Origin of the sequence: Pseudomonas sp. MPB23 (assembly GCF_046605395.1) — a bacterium.
In the GTDB taxonomy this organism is placed as follows: Bacteria; Pseudomonadota; Gammaproteobacteria; order Pseudomonadales; family Pseudomonadaceae; genus Aquipseudomonas.
Window position 1 is genome coordinate 1,584,900 of record NZ_CP176771.1, and the last position, 18,436, is coordinate 1,603,335.

General features: G+C 64.0%; 18 protein-coding genes and 1 pseudogene. 3 read left to right on the forward strand and 16 right to left on the reverse strand.

Going from position 1 to position 18,436, the window contains the following annotated elements; translation table 11 throughout:
* Positions 1-54: 54 nt before the first annotated feature.
* Complete coding sequence (trhA, locus tag ACLH0J_RS07290) at positions 55-672, reverse strand: PAQR family membrane homeostasis protein TrhA (protein ID WP_411391441.1); 618 nt, start codon at positions 670-672, stop codon at positions 55-57.
* 145 nt (positions 673-817) lie between these two features.
* Here trhA and ACLH0J_RS07295 point away from each other — a divergent pair, with 145 nt between their 5' ends.
* Positions 818-1,738 (forward strand): LysR substrate-binding domain-containing protein, encoded by a 921-nt coding sequence (locus tag ACLH0J_RS07295; RefSeq protein WP_411391442.1) that lies wholly within the window; start codon positions 818-820, stop codon positions 1,736-1,738.
* Positions 1,739-1,844: 106 nt separating this feature from the next.
* On the opposite strand, the gene madM is transcribed toward ACLH0J_RS07295, so the two are convergent.
* The 11 genes from madM to ACLH0J_RS07350 all read right to left on the reverse strand — a co-directional run bounded on the left by madM (position 1,845) and on the right by ACLH0J_RS07350 (position 9,994).
* Positions 1,845-2,609, reverse strand: a complete 765-nt coding sequence (madM, locus tag ACLH0J_RS07300) for a malonate transporter subunit MadM (RefSeq protein WP_010564360.1) — start codon at positions 2,607-2,609, stop codon at positions 1,845-1,847.
* 5 nt (positions 2,610-2,614) lie between these two features.
* On the reverse strand, positions 2,615-3,007 hold the full coding sequence (gene madL, locus ACLH0J_RS07305) for a malonate transporter subunit MadL (protein ID WP_411391443.1): 393 nt from the start codon (positions 3,005-3,007) through the stop codon (positions 2,615-2,617).
* A gap of 67 nt (positions 3,008-3,074) precedes the next feature.
* Positions 3,075-3,974 (reverse strand): malonate decarboxylase subunit epsilon, encoded by a 900-nt coding sequence (mdcH, locus tag ACLH0J_RS07310; RefSeq protein ID WP_411391444.1) that lies wholly within the window; start codon positions 3,972-3,974, stop codon positions 3,075-3,077.
* Positions 3,971-4,567, reverse strand: a complete 597-nt coding sequence (locus ACLH0J_RS07315; protein ID WP_411391445.1) for a malonate decarboxylase holo-ACP synthase — start codon at positions 4,565-4,567, stop codon at positions 3,971-3,973. The genes mdcH and ACLH0J_RS07315 overlap by 4 nt, the downstream gene beginning before the upstream one ends.
* The gene (gene mdcE / locus ACLH0J_RS07320; protein ID WP_411391446.1) at positions 4,561-5,331 is read right to left on the reverse strand and encodes a biotin-independent malonate decarboxylase subunit gamma; all 771 of its coding nucleotides are present in this window, start codon (positions 5,329-5,331) and stop codon (positions 4,561-4,563) included. Before mdcE ends, ACLH0J_RS07315 begins: the two co-directional genes overlap by 7 nt.
* Positions 5,328-6,170, reverse strand: coding sequence for a biotin-independent malonate decarboxylase subunit beta (locus ACLH0J_RS07325; RefSeq protein WP_411391447.1), 843 nt, complete (start codon positions 6,168-6,170; stop codon positions 5,328-5,330). The genes mdcE and ACLH0J_RS07325 overlap by 4 nt, the downstream gene beginning before the upstream one ends.
* Complete coding sequence (locus ACLH0J_RS07330; RefSeq protein ID WP_010564366.1) at positions 6,163-6,462, reverse strand: malonate decarboxylase subunit delta; 300 nt, start codon at positions 6,460-6,462, stop codon at positions 6,163-6,165. The genes ACLH0J_RS07325 and ACLH0J_RS07330 overlap by 8 nt, the downstream gene beginning before the upstream one ends.
* A complete protein-coding gene (locus ACLH0J_RS07335; RefSeq protein WP_411391448.1) occupies positions 6,462-7,295 on the reverse strand; it encodes a triphosphoribosyl-dephospho-CoA synthase in 834 nt (277 codons plus the stop codon). The genes ACLH0J_RS07330 and ACLH0J_RS07335 overlap by 1 nt, the downstream gene beginning before the upstream one ends.
* Positions 7,296-8,966 (reverse strand): malonate decarboxylase subunit alpha, encoded by a 1,671-nt coding sequence (gene mdcA / locus ACLH0J_RS07340; RefSeq protein WP_411391449.1) that lies wholly within the window; start codon positions 8,964-8,966, stop codon positions 7,296-7,298.
* Positions 8,967-9,129: 163 nt separating this feature from the next.
* Positions 9,130-9,510: a rhodanese-like domain-containing protein gene (locus ACLH0J_RS07345; protein WP_411392781.1), complete on the reverse strand. Its 381-nt coding sequence runs from the start codon at positions 9,508-9,510 to the stop codon at positions 9,130-9,132.
* A gap of 43 nt (positions 9,511-9,553) precedes the next feature.
* Positions 9,554-9,994, reverse strand: coding sequence for a group II truncated hemoglobin (locus tag ACLH0J_RS07350; protein WP_411391450.1), 441 nt, complete (start codon positions 9,992-9,994; stop codon positions 9,554-9,556).
* 450 nt (positions 9,995-10,444) lie between these two features.
* Here ACLH0J_RS07350 and ACLH0J_RS07355 point away from each other — a divergent pair, with 450 nt between their 5' ends.
* Entirely contained in the window at positions 10,445-10,633 is a 189-nt protein-coding gene (locus ACLH0J_RS07355; protein WP_411391451.1) for a DUF2892 domain-containing protein, read from the forward strand.
* Between the two features lie 153 nt (positions 10,634-10,786).
* Here the strand turns inward: ACLH0J_RS07355 and ACLH0J_RS07360 are convergent.
* Both ACLH0J_RS07360 and ACLH0J_RS07365 read right to left on the reverse strand, forming a co-directional pair.
* Positions 10,787-11,179: pseudogene (locus ACLH0J_RS07360) on the reverse strand (transcriptional regulator); the annotation flags it as partial.
* A 61-nt stretch (positions 11,180-11,240) separates the two neighbouring features.
* On the reverse strand, positions 11,241-11,480 hold the full coding sequence (locus ACLH0J_RS07365; protein ID WP_411391452.1) for a DUF6124 family protein: 240 nt from the start codon (positions 11,478-11,480) through the stop codon (positions 11,241-11,243).
* A 258-nt stretch (positions 11,481-11,738) separates the two neighbouring features.
* Between ACLH0J_RS07365 and ACLH0J_RS07370 the strand changes: the two genes are divergently transcribed.
* Positions 11,739-11,972 (forward strand): helix-turn-helix transcriptional regulator, encoded by a 234-nt coding sequence (locus tag ACLH0J_RS07370; RefSeq protein ID WP_411391453.1) that lies wholly within the window; start codon positions 11,739-11,741, stop codon positions 11,970-11,972.
* Between the two features lie 124 nt (positions 11,973-12,096).
* On the opposite strand, the gene ACLH0J_RS07375 is transcribed toward ACLH0J_RS07370, so the two are convergent.
* Both ACLH0J_RS07375 and ACLH0J_RS07380 read right to left on the reverse strand, forming a co-directional pair.
* Complete coding sequence (locus ACLH0J_RS07375) at positions 12,097-12,552, reverse strand: chemotaxis protein CheW (RefSeq protein WP_411391454.1); 456 nt, start codon at positions 12,550-12,552, stop codon at positions 12,097-12,099.
* The gene (locus tag ACLH0J_RS07380) at positions 12,545-18,364 is read right to left on the reverse strand and encodes an Hpt domain-containing protein (protein ID WP_411391455.1); all 5,820 of its coding nucleotides are present in this window, start codon (positions 18,362-18,364) and stop codon (positions 12,545-12,547) included. The genes ACLH0J_RS07375 and ACLH0J_RS07380 overlap by 8 nt, the downstream gene beginning before the upstream one ends.
* Between the last annotated feature and the right edge of the window lie 72 nt (positions 18,365-18,436).

The following is an 18,436-nucleotide window of genomic DNA, read 5'->3' on the forward strand; positions in this document are numbered from 1 at the left end:
CGATAACGGTGGATCAGCCTGCCTGTGCAGAGACTGACACACCGCCATCCACCTTCAGAGCACGTAATGCATGATCGCCACGAAATGCAGCAGGCTGCCGCCGATCACGAACAAGTGCCAGATCCCATGGGAATGGCGCAGGCGATCCTCCAGGGCAAAGAAGATGATGCCGACGGTGTACAACACTCCGCCCGCCGCCAGCCAGGTAAACCCCGCCGTGCCCAGCGCGGCGAGCAGCGGCTTGACCGCCACCAGCACGATCCAGCCCATCACCGCGTAGATCACGATGGACAAGATCCGCGCCTCGGACCGCGGCTTGATCTCCTGCAGGATGCCGATCACCGCCAGCCCCCAGACAATGCCGAACAGCGTCCAGCCCCAGGGCCCTCTTAGACTCACCAGGCAAAACGGCGTGTAGCTGCCGGCAATCAACAGGTAGATGGAAAAGTGATCGACCTTCTGCATGATCGCTTTACGCCGCCCGCGCACGCTGTGGTACACGGTGGACGCGCTGTACAGCACCATCAGCGTAAAACCATAAATCGCCACGCTGACGATCTTCCAGGGGCTGCCATCCAGGCTCGCCACCACCAACATCCACACCGCGCCCACACACGCCGCGACTGCCCCGAGCAAATGGCTCCAGGCGTTGAATCGTTCCCCGTGGTACATCTGTCCCCGACCTCCCGTAACCGTTGACCGCTGGCTGGCAAGCCTCCCGCCTTGCGCATCAGAGTGCAAGCTCCTTATGACGTTCCGGCGACGCCGCACGGTTTTGCGGGCACAATCGGCAGCATTCGAACAAGAGCCCACGGCCATGCTGATCGACGAAGAGTTCACCCTCAAAAAGCTGGAAATCTTCCTGGCGTTCATGCGCACCGGCAACCTGGCCCGCGCCGCCGCCGAGCTGCACACCAGCAACGTCAGCGTGCACCGCGCCATCCATTCCCTGGAAAACGCCCTGCGCTGCCCGCTGTTCAAGCATGAAGGCCGCAACCTCACCCCGCTGGAAAGCGCCTACGCGCTCGAAGAACGCGCACAAAAGCTGGTGCAGGACGCGGTCGACAGCATCCGCCTGACCCGCGAAGCCGCCGGTTTCTCCGCGGAGCGCTTCAAGCTCGGCTCGCTGTATTCGCTGACGGTGAAAACCGTGCCGCAGTTGATCATGGGCCTGAAACTGCGCCGCAGCGAACTCAACATCGACCTGATCCTCGGCTCCAACTTCGACCTGCTCTACAAGCTCAAGAACATGGAAGTCGACGCGATCCTCATTTCCCTCGACGAACGCGCCAACGATCCCGATTGCGCACAGATCGCGCTGTTTTCCGACGACATCTTCCTCGCCACCCCGGCCGACTCGCCCTTCGACCGCAACCAGCAGATCGACCTGGCCGACGTGCGCGACGCCACCTTCATCACCCTCACCCAAGGCTTCGCCACCCATCAGGACGGCAACCGGGTGTTCAAGCAAGCGGGGTTCGAGCCGAAGGTGGCGATGCAGGTCAATGACATTTTCACCCTGCTGAGCATGGTCAGCTCGGGGGTGGGCTATGCGCTGCTGCCGGGGCGGATTGCGGCGGTGTACGAGAACCGCGTGAAGCTGATACCGCTGCAACCCCGGTATCGGTTGCAGCAGCATATTGGCGTGGTGTTCCTGAAGGCCAAGGAGCGCGACCCGAACTTGCTGGCGTTGCTGGCCGAATGTCGGATGTATGCCAATCGCCAGGCGCAGGCCTGAGATACCGCTATCGGGAGCAAGCCCCCTCCCACACGTGGAATGCATTCCAAATGTGGGAGGAGGCTTGCTCCCGATGGCGCCAGACCTATCAGCCCAAATGCCGGAGTCAGCCCACCAACCCGCGCACCATCACGTAGAGTAACGAAGGCCCCAACAGGCACCCCAGCGCCGTATAAAACGCCGCCGTCAGGCAGCCATACGGCACCAGTTTCGGATCGGTCGCCGCCAAACCGCCGGCCACTCCGCTGGAAGTGCCCATCAGTCCGCCGAAAATCACCGCGCTTCGGGGGCTATTGAGGCCGATCAGAGGCGCTACGAACGGGGTCATGACCATCACCAGAATCGCCTTGATCAGCCCCGCTGCGATCGACAGCGCCATGACCTCGGAACTGGCGCCAATCGCCGCACCGGTCACCGGGCCGACGATGTAGGTCACGGCGCCGGCGCCGATGGTGGTGAGGCTCACCGCGTCGGTGTACCCGAATGCCAGGGCCACGCTCACCCCGGCGATAAACGAGGAGCCCACACCGACGAACAACGCCAGCACCCCCACGTACCCGGCGCGTTTGAGCTCATCCACACTCACGCCAAAGGCGGTGGCCACGATGGCGAAGTCTCGCAGCATCGCCCCGCCCAGCAGGCCGATGCCCGACAACAACGGAATATCCACCACGCCCTTGGTGCCACCGGTGAAGGCGCCGCCCACATACGAAAGCAGCAACCCGAGCAGAATAGCGATGGCCGAGCCGTGCAGACGGCCCTTGGTGAAGGTATCGGAGATCCAGTAGGACACCCACATCGTCAGGCCGATCACCGCGAAACCACTGATCAGGCCGTAGCCGGTGATCACTTTCATCATCGATTCGTACATGGCGATCACCCGGCGTCTTTGGTGGGGATGACTGAGCTCGGCTCGTGGTTACCGATGCGCACCAGCACCGGCACCAGGGCAAAGGCCAGCACCACGGCAAAGGTTCCGGCCAGAATCGCCATCGGCCCGCCGCTGATGGCGCCGTACACATTCTGCTGGGCGGCCATGGCCACCACGATCGGGATATAGATCGCCGCCCAAAAGCTCACGCCCTGCTCCGACTTGCCAGTAAACAAACCACGCTTGCCCAGGTAACTGCCCAGGCCGATCAGCAGCAACATCGCGATACCGACCCCGCCGACGTTGGCCGGGATACCCATCCATTTGCCCAGCAGTTCACCGATAAACAAGCCGGTCAATGTGCAAAGCGCCAGAAACGCCACACCGTAAATAATCATTGTTGTTGTCCTCAAAGTGCTCGATCGAAATTGTTGTTGTTGTGCTTCGAAAGCCTTGGGTGCTGCTTTATCGGTGGCGGCGCTCCTCCTCTTCCAGCAGGGCCTGCAGGGTGTCCAGGCGTGCGCCTTCGCAGGCGATCACCGTGCCGTGTTCGAAGACCCGGCGCGACAGGCCGGTCAGCACGCTGCCCGGAGGCAGTTCGATCTGCAGGCGCACGCCGCGCTCGTAGGCGCTTTGCACGGTGCCGCGCCAGTCGACGATGCGGCACATGTTGAAGGCCAGGTCGTCGCGCAGCTGTTCGGGGTTATGGATCGGCCGCGCGCGGGTGCTGCTCAGGTAAGTGATGCGCGGCGCCCGCAGCGGCACGAAGGCGCGCGCCAATACCTGGGCAGGTTCATCCAGCAGCGCGCAATGGGACGGCACGCTGACGGCCAGTCGCTTGGCCACGCCGTTGCCTTTGATGCGGTCGGCGACACGTTGCATCGCCGCATCGCTGCCGGCGATCACGGTTTGGTTATCGGCGTTGATATTGGCCAGGTACACCGGGGTTTGCGGGCTGTGGATGTCGGCCAGCAGCGTTTCGACGCTGGATAACTGCGGCCCGATCAGCGCGGTCATGCCGTAGCCCTGTGGATAAGCCTGTTGCATCAGTTCGCCGCGCAGGCTGACCAGTTTGAGCGCATCGGCAAAGTCCAGGGCCCCGGCGATGACCGCCGCCGGGTACGCGCCGATGGACAGGCCGGCGACGAAATCCGGGGTGCGTTGCAGCAGGCGGGCATGGGCCACGCCGGTGATCAACAGGCACAGTTGCACAGCACGGGTCGACACCAGGGCTTGCGCCGAATCGAGCCGGCGTACGTCTTCGCCCAAGGCCTCGCTGGCTTCTGCCAACACGTCGGCCGGCAGCGCCTGGAGCATGCCCGTGCGTTGGGCACCCTGCCCCGGAAACACCAGCAGACTGCTCATGGCATGGCCTGCCAGGGATCAATGACCAGGTGCGCGCCGCGGGCGGTTTTGAGCAAGACGCGGCGTGACGATCCGGCCCATTCGCGCAAGGCCACGGCGCCGAATGGGGTTTGCAGTTGCAGGTCCACGGCGCAGGCCGTGCTGTCCAATGCCCCCAACAGATCCCGCGCCGCGCTGCGCTCAAGCGGCTCGGGGGCGTGAAGAATCAAATCCAGGTCACTCAAGGCATGCAACGCTTCGATGCCCGTGGCCAATTCAAACCCGGCACTGCCACTGACGCCCCAATCATGCGCCGCCAACAGCGGCCGCAGTTGATCGAGGGCCCGCAACGCCGGCACGTCCCGTGGCGATGTCAGCGTGCGCAGTGCTTGCGGCGTCACGCGCCGCTGCACCGCGTCCACCGGCATTTGCGCGGCATAACGCTGCTCCCGCACACGCCCGCGTACCCCCACCGCCACCGCCTCCGGTTCGGCAATGGCGCGACGCACCACCACCGGGTGGCCGGCGCGGATCGCGTCCACCACCCAGTCCGGTGCGTCGGCGGGCAGGTGCGCCAGGGTCATGCCCCAGAGCAGATCGTGGGCGTTCACCATTGCTCCCGCAGCAACTGGCGTACGTGGCTGGAGGCGGCGCGATTGGCCGCGCCCAGGCGACCGCTCAAGTCCGCGCCATGAATGTCCTTGATCGCGTTGATGAGGCAATCGCCGACCCGCGCCACATCGTCCTGCGTCGGCTGTTCGATCTGGCTGACCGACAAGGTCTCCCAGAGCAAACCAAGGCTGGCAAAGCTGTCGATGTCATAGGCCATGGGCGGCACGCTGGCGGCCAGGGCTTCCAGTTCTTCGACGCTGCGCAGAGTCACCCGCGCCGCCGAAGCCTTGCCCATGGCGTGCACCATCACGCCGGGGTCGCGCAGGGCGATCAGGCGATTGGCCTGGTAGCCGTGGGCGAGAAACGCACCGGACATGGCCTTGCCCACCAACAGTGCGATCACCGGGTGCCCGGCCAATCGGGCGCGCGCGTAGCTGTCGACGGCGCCGGCCAGGGCCTGGTGGATGCCAAGGGCTTCTTCGCGACGGCCATAGGCCTGGCTCGGCACATCGACGATGGCGATGATCGGGCGCTGGTCGCCACGGGCGATGGCCTCATCGACGGCCTTCGCCAAGCCCCAGCCTTCCAGCAGGCCAACTTCGCCCTGGCGCGCACGGGGGAAGCGGTTGTGTGCGTCGGGGACCACGGCGATAAAGCGCACCGCTTGCTCACCCAAGACGCCATCGGCGACTTTCAGCGAGTCCGGCAACCCGCTCACCGGCGTGGCGCCGGCACTCAATGCGTTGAACCACTGCACACCTCTCATGAGCGTTCTCCCTGATACAGATCGCGAACCGTCGCCGGCTCGATTTGCGCTGCGGCGTCCAGTTCAGCCAGGCGCGCCAGGTAATGCGCGGCCTGGCGACTGCGCTGCTGTGCCGGCAGACCTTGCTGCAACAGTGCGCTGACTGTCTGTTGCAACTGCGCCACATCGTCGGCCACATAGCGGTCGGCCAGGCCACTGTTGAAGCGCTGCTCGCCGCCGGTCAGGCTCCAGATAAAAGGACGGTCGCGGGAATCGTATTCGTCCAGGCCGGCTTCCTGCTCGATCACCTGCGGACCGTTCAGGCCCAGGCGTGCTTCGCGGGTCACCACCAGATAGCTGCACAACCCGGCGGCGATGGACATGCCGCCAAAGCAGCCAACGCTGCCCGCCACCACGCCGATCACCGGCTGATACTGGCGCAGGTCGACAATCGCCGCGTGGATATCGGCAATCGCGGCCAGGCCCAGGTTGGCCTCCTGCAAGCGCACGCCGCCGGTTTCCAGCAGCAGCACGGCACGGGTCGGGACGCCCTTGCGGTTGTCTTCGGCCGCCAACTCCAGGGCGCCGGCGATCTTCGCGCCGCCCACTTCACCGAGGCTGCCGCCCTGGAAGTTGCCTTCGATTGCGGCGATCACCACCGGCAAACCGCCGAGGCTGCCCTTGGCGATCACCACGCCGTCATCGGCCTGGGGCACCACGCCCTGGCGGCTGAGCCACGGCGACATGACGCGCTGGAACGGGTCGAGCAATTCGCGAAAGGAACCGGCGTCCAACAAGGCCTTGGCCCGTTGCCGCGCGCCCAGTTCGACGAAGCTGTGTTTGCTGAGCAAGTCAGTCATGGCCGAGCTCCTCGAAACCTTGCTCCAGGCGCAAACGCACCACGCCGGGGGTGGCGCCGAAGTCGTGGATATCAATGTTCAACGCCGGTGGCGTGTGTTCCTGGAAGATCCGCTCGAACAGGTGCTGCCAGCGTTGCTCGGCGCCATTCACCGAGGTCTGCACCTGGATCGTCAGCGTGCCGGCCGTGCCCGGTTCCAACAGCACTTCCAGGTCGCCGGAGCCGACACATCCCACCAGCGCACGGCCTTTGGGCGGCTGCCCGGCGGGGAATTCAAAGGATAAGGTTTCCATCACAACGCTCCGTCGAGGCGGTCGATAAACAGGCAGGCGGCCAACAGGTCGGCGGCGCCGCCGGGGGAGGCATTCAGGGCCAGCAGTTGCTGGTCGAGTTCGTGCAGGTGGCGGCGACCGGCGAGGGTGGCGCTGCCGCCGGCATCGAGCACGGCCTGGGCGCCGCGTTGCATGGCGTATTGGCCCTCAAGCCCGGCGCGGTAGAGCACGCAGGTATCGGCCAGGTCGGTCATGATCGCCAGCAATGCGTCGAGGCGCGCGTTCTGTTCGCCCACGTTTTGCCGACGACTTTTGTGCAGTTGCGGCAGGCCGCGTTGCAGCACCGAAGGGAATCCCAACTGGGCTTCTTCGCGGGCACCACGTGCGCCGTAGCGCTGCGCGACCTGGGCGCCGTGGCTCATCGGTTGCGGCGCGTAACGGTCGTTGAGCAGGGCCAGTCTGGCTGCATTCAGCGGGATGGCGCGAGGCGCCAGCGCGGCGGCGGCAGTCAGCAGGCCAAGCGCCCAGATCGCACCGCGATGGGTATTCACGCCGTGGGTGGTGATCAGCATCGCTTGCTCACCTTCACGGCCGATGCGCCCGAGGGCTTCACGCAGCGGTAAACCGACCTCACCGAATTCAATCGCAGCTTCAGCCATTTCCTTGAACATCGGCCACAGCGACAACGCCGACGCGTGCATCAGCCCGAGGTGCAAATCACTGTGGGCGCCATTGCCGCGCCGGTCCACCAACGCTGGTTTGGGCGACAGGTCCGCTTCATCGATCAGCGCCTCCACGGCCATATCCGCCAGGCGATCGGCGAGGCTGAGTTCATGCAGTTTGAGTGCGCGCATTTACCAGCTCCTGAATTTGGCGGGCGGGTTGTACAGGCCACCGGACCAGTCCACCAGATCGGCCACGCTCTTGGCGGCCAGCAGCTCGCGGGTGGCGTCGGTGCGGCGGATGCCGAGGTCTTCGGGCAAGGCGATCAAACCTTCGCGGCGCATGCGCGCGGTGTCCTTGGGGTTGTGGCGCATGCCGATGGCGGTCACCCCGGCGACGGCGGCGATCATCGCCTGACGCTCTTCCAGGGAACGCGCCTTGTACAGATAGGCGATGCCTTCTTCGGTGAGCAGGTGGGTCACGTCGTCGCCGTAGATCATGATCGGCGCCAGGGGCATGCCGCTTTTACGCGCCACCTCCACCGCGTCGAGGGTGTCGACGAACGTCGGTTTGCCGCCTTCCTGGAAGGTCTCGACCATTTGCACCACGAGTTTTTTGCCGCGTTCGAGCAGCGCTTCCGGCGCATCGTCGTGGCGCATATCCAGCCATGCCGGGGTGCCGTGACGGCGACCGCGCGGGTCGTGGCCCATGTTCGGCGCACCGCCGAAACCGGCGAGGCGGCCACGGGTCACGGTGCTGGAATGGCCGTCGCCGTCGACTTGCAGGGTCGCGCCGATGAACAGGTCCACCGCGTACTGGCCGGCCAGTTGGCAGAACATCCGGTTGGAACGCAGCGAGCCATCACGGCCGGTGAAGAACACATCCGGGCGCGCGGCGATGTAGTTTTCCATGCCCAGTTCGGTGCCGAAGCAATGCACGCTTTGCACCCAGCCGCTTTCGATGGCGGGGATCAGCGTGGGATGCGGGTTGAGGGTCCAGTTGCGGCAGATCTTGCCCTTAAGGCCGAGGGATTCGCCGTAGGTGGGCAGGATCAATTCGATGGCGGCGGTGTTGAAACCGATGCCGTGATTGAGCGACTGCACGTTGTGTTTTTCGTAGATGCCACGGATCGCCATCATCGCCATCAGCACATGCACCGGCTTGATATGGCGCGGGTCGCGGGTGAACAGCGGCTCGATGTAGAACGGCTTGTCGGCCACCACCACGAAATCCACCCAACTGGCGGGGATGTCGACGCGGGGCAAGTCGCTGACATCGTCCACCAACTGGTTGACCTGCACGATGACGATGCCATCGCTGAAGGCGGCGGGCTCGATCAGCGCCGGGGTGTCTTCGGTGCTGGCGCCGGTGTAGATATTGCCGGCGCGGTCGGCCATGAAACCGGCGCAGAGGACGACGTTGGGGATCAGGTCCACCACCAGCCGTGCGTAGAGTTCGATGTAGGTGTGGATCGCACCGATTTCCAGCAGGCCGTCTTCGAGCAACTGGCTGATGCGCAGGGATTGAGTGCCGGCGAAGGAGAAATCCAGCTTGCGGGCGATGCCCTTTTCAAACAGATCCAGGTGCTCGGAACGCCCGACGCTGGGCATGATCATGTGCAAATCGTGGAGCTTGGCCGGGTCGGCTTTGGCCAGGGAACGCGAGAGGAAATCCGCCTGCTTCTGGTTGTTGCCCTCCAGCACCACACGGTCGCCGGGCAGGATCAGGGCTTCGAGGGCCGCGACGATTTTATCGCTGGGCAACACGGCGCCGTCGGCATACTGCTTGACCAGCCCGAGCCGCCGCTGCTTCTCGTCGCGCCGCCGCGTCCAGCGCGAGTCGGGGGTAATTATTGTTGTCATGGTCGCTCCACGGGTTTGCTGTCGTGGGCTGTACCTTAGGAGTGAATCGGGGGGGTATCAATCAAGCAGGGCGCTGGATCGTTACGGTTGGAGTAATGGATTGGTGACGACACGGGGATAAGCCCAATGGGGAGCACCCTGCCCCCCAAGGCCGCCCGCGGTGCTACTCGAAGCGCGGTAACTGCGCAACCACAATCGGCTTTTGCGCACCCACCCAGGCGTCGAAACCTCCGGTGATCGACTTTACGTGCAGATAGCCCATGTCCTGCAGCGAGACGGCGGCGAGTGCCGCACGACCGCCGGTTTTGCAGTACAGCACGACCTTAAGGTCTCGCGAACTGAGTGCGGCATCGTTGCTCAGTTTAAATTCCAGTATTCCGCGCGGGACATGCACCGCGCCCGAGAGATGACCGGCGGCATATTCGTCGGCTTCACGCACATCAAGCAGGACATCCGCATGCTGGATAGCCAGGTCAGCCTCTTCGATGGCAACTTCTTCGATGCGGGCTTTAGCGTCTACAACAAGATCGTGGGCAGTTTTAATCATGGTATTGGGGAAGCGTCCAGTTGGGAGAGTTACCCGACGTTCAAGCCGGCACCGCAGCACTTGCGCGGCGCCCGTCGGTATTGATCATGTGGTCGGCCATTTCGGAAAACATACAGTGCAGCTTCGCATTCAGGCTTGGGTCCTCCACCTGCTCATTGATTGCCTGATGCATACACAGCATCCATTCGTCGCGCTCGACAACACTGACGGCAAAGGGCGCATGCCGCATGCGCAAACGCGGGTGACCACGCTCCTGGTGAAACAGCGGCGGGCCACCAAACCAGCCACTCAGGAACTTGAATAGGCTGTCGGCACTGCCGGCGAGGCTCGGCGGGTGCATCTGACGCACTGTTCGCGCCTCGGACAGCCCTTCCATCAATTCGTAAAAGCGGTCGACCAGCCTATGCACCCCTGCCTCGCCGCCTAACTGCAGATAAATACTGGTGTTGCTCTTAGGCTCGGTACTCACTCGTTCAGTCATCTCATCAGCACTCAATGTTGGAACTTTATCCGGCCGGCAAGTGCATGCGTCACACCGCACTGCCAGTGGCAGATCACACCGCCGTCGTTTATCGGAACGGGGCATGACCAGGCAGTTAGCACGCGCCATGCCAAGCGCGGATATGTGTTTTTTATTGAGTGATAACAAACAGTTAGTTATTCGAGCATGACCATGGCAGAGGCGTTGGCAGTTAGATGGTCTGCCAATCGGTTATGACGGCAGTGGTTGGCAGTCAGGGTTCGGGTTGCGCGCGGCAGGCGTCATGTTCAGCGATTTCTTCAGTGTGTTTGCCTTATGTCATCTTTTCGGGGGTAGAACAGGGACAGACTGACTGCGTGCATTGTCAGCCTGCTGTTCAGGCAGGACGCGGGAATTGCTCGCGATGGCAAGTCGCTTGATAGGCCGTTGGCAACTGATCGGGAGATCGCCATGAACGCAAACATTGGAACCATTGATCGCAGCCTGCGTATCGCCGTCGGCCTGATCTTGATTGGCCTGAGTCTGTCGGGCGTGATCGGCTTGTGGGGCTGGATCGGTATCGTGCCACTCGCCACGGGCATTTTCCGCTTCTGCCCGCTCTATACACTGCTGGGCATCAAAACCTGTAAGCGTTGCTGAGCGTCCCTTATCGGGAGCAAGCCCCCTCCCACAGTGGTTCAGCGCTGTGGGAATGAAGTGCGTCATCACCACCGATGGTTAGCCAGAAAGTCTTCCACTTTACTCAGCAGTGTTGCCATCCATGGACTCCAGGGGGTTGCCCCCCATCAGATTGATCTTGAGATCTATGCCACTGGATGAGTGCGCCTCGCCCTTGGCGATGGAGCCATAGATAAAAGCCCAGGTTATCTGCCCGGCAAACGGAGCCAGTGCATTGCGCAAGGGCTCGTCCAGGCTGAGGGTTTTGCGCACGATGGCCAACAGCTCCGAGTAGATCGGGCATTGGGGGTTGGCTTGGTAGTGGGTCTGATTGCCTTGGCGCGTCATGCTCAAGATGCCCGCCAACTGCAGCCGCTCCAGCTCGCGGGTGAGGCTGCCCTTACCGACCTCGGCCCAGCGTGCGATTTCATTGGTGAAAAAGCTTTGATCCGGCTTGCCGAACAGCAGGCCCAGCACTTTTTGCTGAGTGAGGGTGAAGAGTGCGGTGCTGAGCGACAGGGTGTGCATGGTGGCAGCCAAAGAGTCCCAAAAAGGGAGCGATAGGTCCCTTTTTTGGAACTATCAAGTTTTAAGCCGTTGGAGAAGGCGAAACTTGCTCCAGTGCTCGATCCACCAGTAACTGCCCGAGTTCTGCCATTTGCTGGATCCCGAGCATGATTGCGCGCTGGGACGTGTCCAGATCGAAGGCCAGGTTGCAGGTGAGGGCGTTGAGGGAAGACAGGGTTTCGCTGGCGTTGACCAGCAGGGCTTCGGTGTTCTGGTGGGGGTTTACGGTGAAGAGGGGCGGATTGGGGGTGGGTTTGACCATGATTTACAGCTCCGATATGTGATGGAGACTCCCCTCTTCCGCTTGCACGCGAATAAGGTGGCAGCCATGCGCAGGTGTGCAAGACCGGGCATATCGGACCCCGGCAGACCCCGAAAGATCTCCCACGCACAGCCGCCATAACGAGTACAGCAGACATAAAAAACGCCCGTTGAATGGCTATGGGCGTTGGTGCGCCGACATGTAACCGGACTTGCACGTCCGTGTCACCGTTTTTTGCGGTGACGGGACGAAGACTAGGTGTATGGGCTGCACACGACAAGTTCATGCCCGGCCCAAAATCTTGCAGGAAAAATCCGAAGACCGGGCTTGCTAGCCACCGACAAGCCGGTCAGCCCGGATCTGGCTGTCAGGTTGGAACGGGCCGGCGTGAGTACCGCGCAGCTTTGGTTATCGATGCAAAGTGCCTACGATTTGTGGCAAGCCGAGCATCGGGAGCAACCGCTGATTGAGCGGTTTGCGCGGATTGATTGAGGTCTACAGCCGGTGGGAGGGGGCTTGCTCCCGATAGCAGTGGGTCAGCCACCAGATGCGGTGGCTGATAGACCGCGATCGGGGGCAAGCCCCCTCCCACATTGGATGTTCATAAGGCTCAGGATCAAGCCAGGCCGGACTCTACCAGCAGTGCCTCCAGCCCAAACAAGTCCGGCACCTTCGCCACATGCTCGCCCACCTGCACCGCCGCCAGTTCCAGCGGGCACAGCGGCACGTCCACGTAACTCAACTGGCTGTCGAGCTTGTACGAGCGGGGAATCCCCTGGATCACCATCGCAATGAATTTCAAGGTCGGCCGCCCGCCCAGGGTGTTGAGCACCACGATCCGCGAGCGTTCGCCGGTCACGCTGGCCTCGCCGCAGGCCGCTTCGAAGCTGATCAACGGCAGTTGCCGGTCGCGCCAGGTCACTTGCCGCAGATACCACGGCGGTGCGTCGCTGGCCGGTTCGCCGCGCTGGTAGTCGATCAGCTCGGCGATGGCGACGTTGGGCAGCACCAGGTGGCGGTCGGCCAGGGGCAGGAGCAGGCCGGTGAGTTGGCTGGTGCGGTGGTCAAGCATGGGACTTGCTCCAATAGGCGATGCTGTCCAGCAGCACCGACTCCTGGTACGGCTTGCCCAGGTACTCGTTGACGCCGATGGCCATGGCGCGGTCGCGGTGTTTCTGGCCGGTGCGGGAGGTGATCATGATGATCGGCAGGCGCATCAGCCGTGGGTCGTCGCGCACATGAATCGCCACTTCGAAGCCGTCCATGCGCGGCATTTCGATGTCGAGCAGCATCAGGTCCGGGGTGTGTTCTTCGAGCACGGCGAGGGCATCGATACCGTCTTTGGCGGTGAGGACGTTCATGCCGTTGCGCTCCAGCAAGCGGGTGGTGACTTTGCGCACGGTGACCGAATCGTCCACCACCAGCACCAGCAGCGGACGCTTTTTCACCGGTTCGTTGAGGATCAGCGGCGCATCGACCACCTGGGCCGGCAAGGCCGGTTGCCGTGCGCGGATATGCGCCAGCAGGTCGATGATCAGCACCACGCGGCCGTCGCCGAGAATGGTCGCGCCGGACAAGCCCTGCACGCCGGCGAACTGCGGCCCCAGGCCCTTGACCACGATCTCCCGGCTACCGGCCATGGCATCCACATGCACCGCCACATGCCGGTCATTGCAGTGCACCAGCAGCAACGGCACCGGTTGGTACTGGCCGAGCAGTTTCGGGCGCGCCACGGTGTGCAGCAGGTCGCCGAGGTAGAACAGCTCGTAGCGCTGGCCGGCGTATTCATAATGCGGCGGGTCTTGCTGATAGTGCCCGGCCAGTTCATGGGGCAGCACACGCACCAGGCCTTCGATGGTGTTGAGCGGAATCGCATACTGGTCGTCCGCGCACTGCACCATCAACGCGCGGTTGACCGACACGGTGAACGGCAGTCGAATGCGAAAGTGCACACCCGCGCCCGGCGTCGAGTCGATGAACATCGAGCCGCCGAGCTGGCGCACTTCTTCGTGCACCACGTCCATGCCCACGCCGCGCCCGGAGATCTGGGTGATTTTTTCTGCGGTGGAGAACCCCGGCTGCAGGATGAACTGCAACACCTCGCGATCGCTCATCTCTTGATGGGGGGCGAGCAGGCCGCGCTTGATCGCCTTGCGCCGCACCGCTTCCAGGGGCACGCCGGCGCCGTCGTCGCGCATGTCGAAGACGATGTCGCCGCCTTCGTGGGTCAGGTCCAGGGTGATGCGGCCCTTCTCCGGCTTGCCGGCCAGCAGCCGCGCATCGCGGGACTCCAGGCCGTGGTCGACGGCATTGCGCAGCATATGTTCCAGCGGCGCCGCCATGCGTTCCAGCACGTTGCGGTCCATCTCACCCTCGGCGTTGCCGACGATGAATTCCACGTCCTTGCCCAGCTCGCCCGCCACCTGGCGCACGATGCGTTTGAGGCGCGGCAGCATGCGTTCGAAGGGCACCATGCGTGTGCGCATCAGGCCTTCCTGCAACTCGGTGTTGATCCGCGCCTGTTGCTGCAACAGGTCGTGGGCGTCCTGGTTGCGACGTTCGAGGGTGTCCTTGAGGTCCAGCAGGTCGGAGGCCGATTCGGAGAGCGCGCGGGACAATTGCTGCAACTGCGAATGGCGGTCCATTTCCAGCGGGTCGAATTCTTCATAACCCAGGCGTTCGGCCTCGGTCTGCTGGCGGCTGAACAGGCGGCTCTGGGTTTCGCTGTCGAGGCGGCGCAGTTGGTCGCGCATGCGCTCGATGGTGGTTTCCACTTCCGTGAGGGCGATGCGCGCGTCGTTGACCTGCTGCTCGATACGGCCGCGGAAGATCGAGGTTTCGCCGGCCAGGTTGACCAGGTCGTCGAGCAACTCGGCGGAGATCTTCACCATGTCCGCCGCCGGGTCCGCCGCCGCTTCGCCCTTGCCCGCCGGCAACGCTACCGGCAACACCGGCTCGATGCCCGGATGCACCAGGCTTTTGATGCGCTCGATCAGCTTGTCCACCGAGCCCACCGGCACACCGTCGGCCACCGCATCAATCATCTGCGCCAGGCGGTCATGACAGCCTTGCAGCAACATGAACAATTCGTCGGACGGCGCCAACAGGCCGGCCGACAAGCCTTCGTAGAGAAATTCCAGCTCGTGGGCCAGGTCGCCGATCGGCCCGATCTCGACCATGCGCGCGCCGCCCTTGAGGGTGTGCAGGTCGCGCAGCAGGGTTTCGACTTCCTGGCGGTTGTTCGGCTCGGCTTGCCAGCGCAGCAAGGCGCTGCCGGAGCTGTCGAGAATGTCAGCGGCTTCTTCGAGGAAGATATCCAGCAATTCCGGGTCAGCGGTGGAGGCCGGCGCAGCGGTGGGCGGCGCCGTCGGTGGGTTGCTGTGGCGCAAGTCGTGCAACTGGGCGATCAACTCGCCGGCGTCGCTCAGGGGTTGCTGGTGTTGCAGTTCTTCCAGGTGCAGGGCCAGCCGTTCATGACAGGCCATCAACAGCACGGACAGTTCCGGGGAGTAGCTGTAGCGTCGATCCACCAGACCTTCGTAAAGGCATTCGAGCTCATGGGCCAACTCGCCCACCGGCGCGATCTCAGCCATGTGCGCGCCACCCTTGAGGGTGTGCATGTCGCGCTGCAACGACGACAGCGGCGCGACGTTATCGGGCTCCAGCAGCCAGCGCTTGAGGGCTTGCCCGGCGCTGTCGAGGATGTCGACGGCCTCTTCCAGAAAGATCTCGACGATCTCATCGTCCATCGCGCTGGCGTGGTTCAACTGCTGCGTGGCGGCGCCCAACTCGGCGATGCTCTGGGCACGGTTGCCGTCGCTTTTGATCAGGCCGGTGGCGGACGGGTCGAGGGCCTCGCCCAACAGCTCGCGCAGGGCGTGCACCCGGGCCGTCGCCGGGCTGATTTCCTGCCCGGCCGCCAGTTGGTCGAGCATGCTGATCAGTGCTTCGTGGGCCTGCTCGGCCTCATGGAAAAACCGTTCGCTGACCGCCAGGCTGCTTTCTTCCACGGCGCCATACAGGTCGAGCAAGGCCTCGCACAGGGCGTCGATGGCATGCAGGTCGGCGTCGTGGGCGCTTTCCCCGAGGGTGGTCAATTCGTCCAGCAGCGCGGTGAGTTCCTGGCGTTCGCCGGGGTGTTGCTGCCAGCGGCGCAGCAGGCTTTCGGCGTCGAGCAGGATGTCCATGCCCTGGGCCAGGAAGTTGGCGATCAGTTGCGGGTCGCGCTTGATGCGCAGGCCGGTGTTGGGCGCATCGAGCAAGGCGGCGAGCTGCTGGTCGAGCAGCTTCTGAGTGCGCTTGATCAGGTCCTCGGCCCCGCGGATCGGCGCCAGGGGATTGCGGTCCAGTTGGCGCAGCCCGCGCTGGAACAGGCCCTCGGCCTCCAGCAGCAACTCCACTTCGTCCAGGTCCAGCGGCAAGCGATGGGCCTTGTACTCGCGGGTCAGGTGATCGAGGGGGCGCGCCAGCTCGGCGATGGGCAACACGCCGGCCATGTGGGCGCTGCCCTTGAGGGTATGCAGGGCGCGTTGCAGTTCATCGCTGACTTGCAGCGGCACGTGCTCGGCGGCCAGTTGCAGGAAGTGGTTGAGGCTGTCCAGATGGCTTTGGGCTTCGTTGCGGAAGATCTCCAGCAGCATCGGGTCGTGGGGTTCGGCCTCCGGCACTTGCGCGCCACTGGCCAAGGCGTGGGCGCGGGCGGCCAGGGCGTCGACTTCATCGCGTTGATGTTGGTCGTCGGTGGCGAAGTCGGCGATCAATTCCGGCAGCAGGGTCACCGCGTCGTCCAGCACCTGTTGCACCGGCGGGCTGAGGGCCACGCTGCGCTCCAGCACGCGGTTCAACAGGTTCTCCACGGCCCAGGCCAGCTCGGCCAGGACCAGGGCGCGCACCATGCGGCCGCTGCCCTTGAGGGTGTGGAAGGCGCGGCGCATTTCGCCTTGGGCGACTTTATCGGCACTGCTGGGCAGGTAGCGGTGCAGCACCTCGAGGACTTCGTCGGTTTCTTCCAGGAAGACTTCGCGCAGTTCGTCGTCGATGGGCGCTTCATCGGCCGGCGGCGGCAGCAAGCTGCCGGGGCGTTGCTGCGCGGGCGGGTTGAGGCGCGACGTGGGGCTGGCCAGGGCGTCGAACTGGGATTGGCTGGAGGCCGTCTCGGTGGACAGCGCGCCGTCCGGGGCTACCAGCGCCTGGCGCCAGGGTTTTTCCGCCGGCAGGTAACCCAGCGCGGCCAGGCCCTGGGTGGCCAATTCCAGCACCCGTTCGCCGGCGGCATCGGGGTCCTGGAGCATGCGTTCCAGGTAATACTCCAAACCACTGATGACATCGGCGAAATGCGCCAGTTGCGCCTCGGACGGCGGCGAGTCGTGGGTCATCAACTGTTCGTCGACGAAATCGGTGCACCCGCGCATCAGGCTCGCCGCCCGGGGCAGCGGGATCATCGCCAGGGCGCCGCGCACCTGGCTCAGCAGTTCCGGCAGGGAGTCCAGGCGCTGGCGATCCCAATCGGCTTCGAGGCAGTCGATCACCAGTTCCTTGGCTTGCCGCAGGCATTGGCAGGATTCGCGGATCACCAACTGATGGATCTGGGTCAGGTCGGTGGTGGGCAGGCGGCTCTCTTCGCGGTTCTCCGGCTCGACGGTGCCAGCCATGCCCGCCAACGTCGCTTCGACGTACAGCAAGGCGCCGGCGACGTCCATCAACACGGCGTCATTCGGCTCGCGCTGCCCCTGGGCCAGGCTCAGCACCACGGCCAGTTGGTCGATGATCACTTTGCGCGGCTGGCCGAAACCCAATACGGCCAGGGTGTCGGCAATCTGGCGCAAGGGGGCGAGCAGCGCGTCAAGGTCGGCGGTGTGTTGGCGGTCGCTGCGCACGAACAGATCGAGGCGTTCCTTGACCCGTACCAACTCCTCGCACAAGGCGCCCAACACCGAGCCCATGGCATTGCGATCCGGCCCGGCCATGCGGGCGCGTTCGGCATCGACCACGGCGCTGTCAGGCAAGGCTTCGTCGAGGCCGTAGCGCTCCTTGAGGCTTTGCATGCGCGGCGTCGGCCGGGTGACTTTGGCGACGTAGAACAACAGGCTCTTGAGCAATTCGTCCGGCGCGGCGCGGTTGATGCCGCCGATGCCCTGGGCCAGCAGGCGCTTGAGTTCCTTGTCGCAGGCCTTGAGCAGGCTGCGCAGCGCCGGGCTGTTGGCGATCACGCCGGTGAGCATGCCTTCGACCAGCGCCGAGGTGACTTGCCACAACGGCAACAGCGGCGCGCCCTGACACAGCGCTTCAAGACGCGCGAACACCCGCGCCATGTCTTCCAGGTTGCTCGGGCCGTGGTCTTCACGCAGCAGCCCGGACAGGGCCTGTTGCAGCAACTGGTGCCACTGGCGCAGTTGCGTGGCCAGGTCCGGCAGCGCGCGTTGGGCCAGGGCTTCATCGGACAAGGGGGCAATCGACAGCAGTTGCGGGCTGAACAGACTGGTCTCCGACAACAGGCTTTCGCCGTGCGCACTGCGCAGGTCGTTGAGCAGCGGCAGCACCACCAGCGGCAGGTCGCGGCGGGCACTGTGGACGCGGTCCAGGTACAGCGGCAATTGACCGAGAGCCTGTTGCAGCAGGCGCAGGCTTTCATCGCGCTGGGCGACGTTGCCGGCCTGCAGGGCCAGGGCCAGTTCCTCGATCTCTTCGGCCAGCAGCGCGGCGCCGTAGAATTCGACCATCAGCAACGCGCCATGCACCTGGTGGATAGCGGCCAGGCACTCGCCGATCGCATCGCCGTCGCCACTGTCGACAAAGGTGTCGAGCGCCGAACGGGCCTGTTTCAGGGTTTCGGCAATGTCGCCCTTGACCCATTCGAGGGCCACGTAGTCGTGCCGATCAACCATAACTGCTCCGCTTAGAATTCATGAGTTGCTGGTGTTCGTGAAACCAATGGCGATCAATTGTGGGAGGGGCGC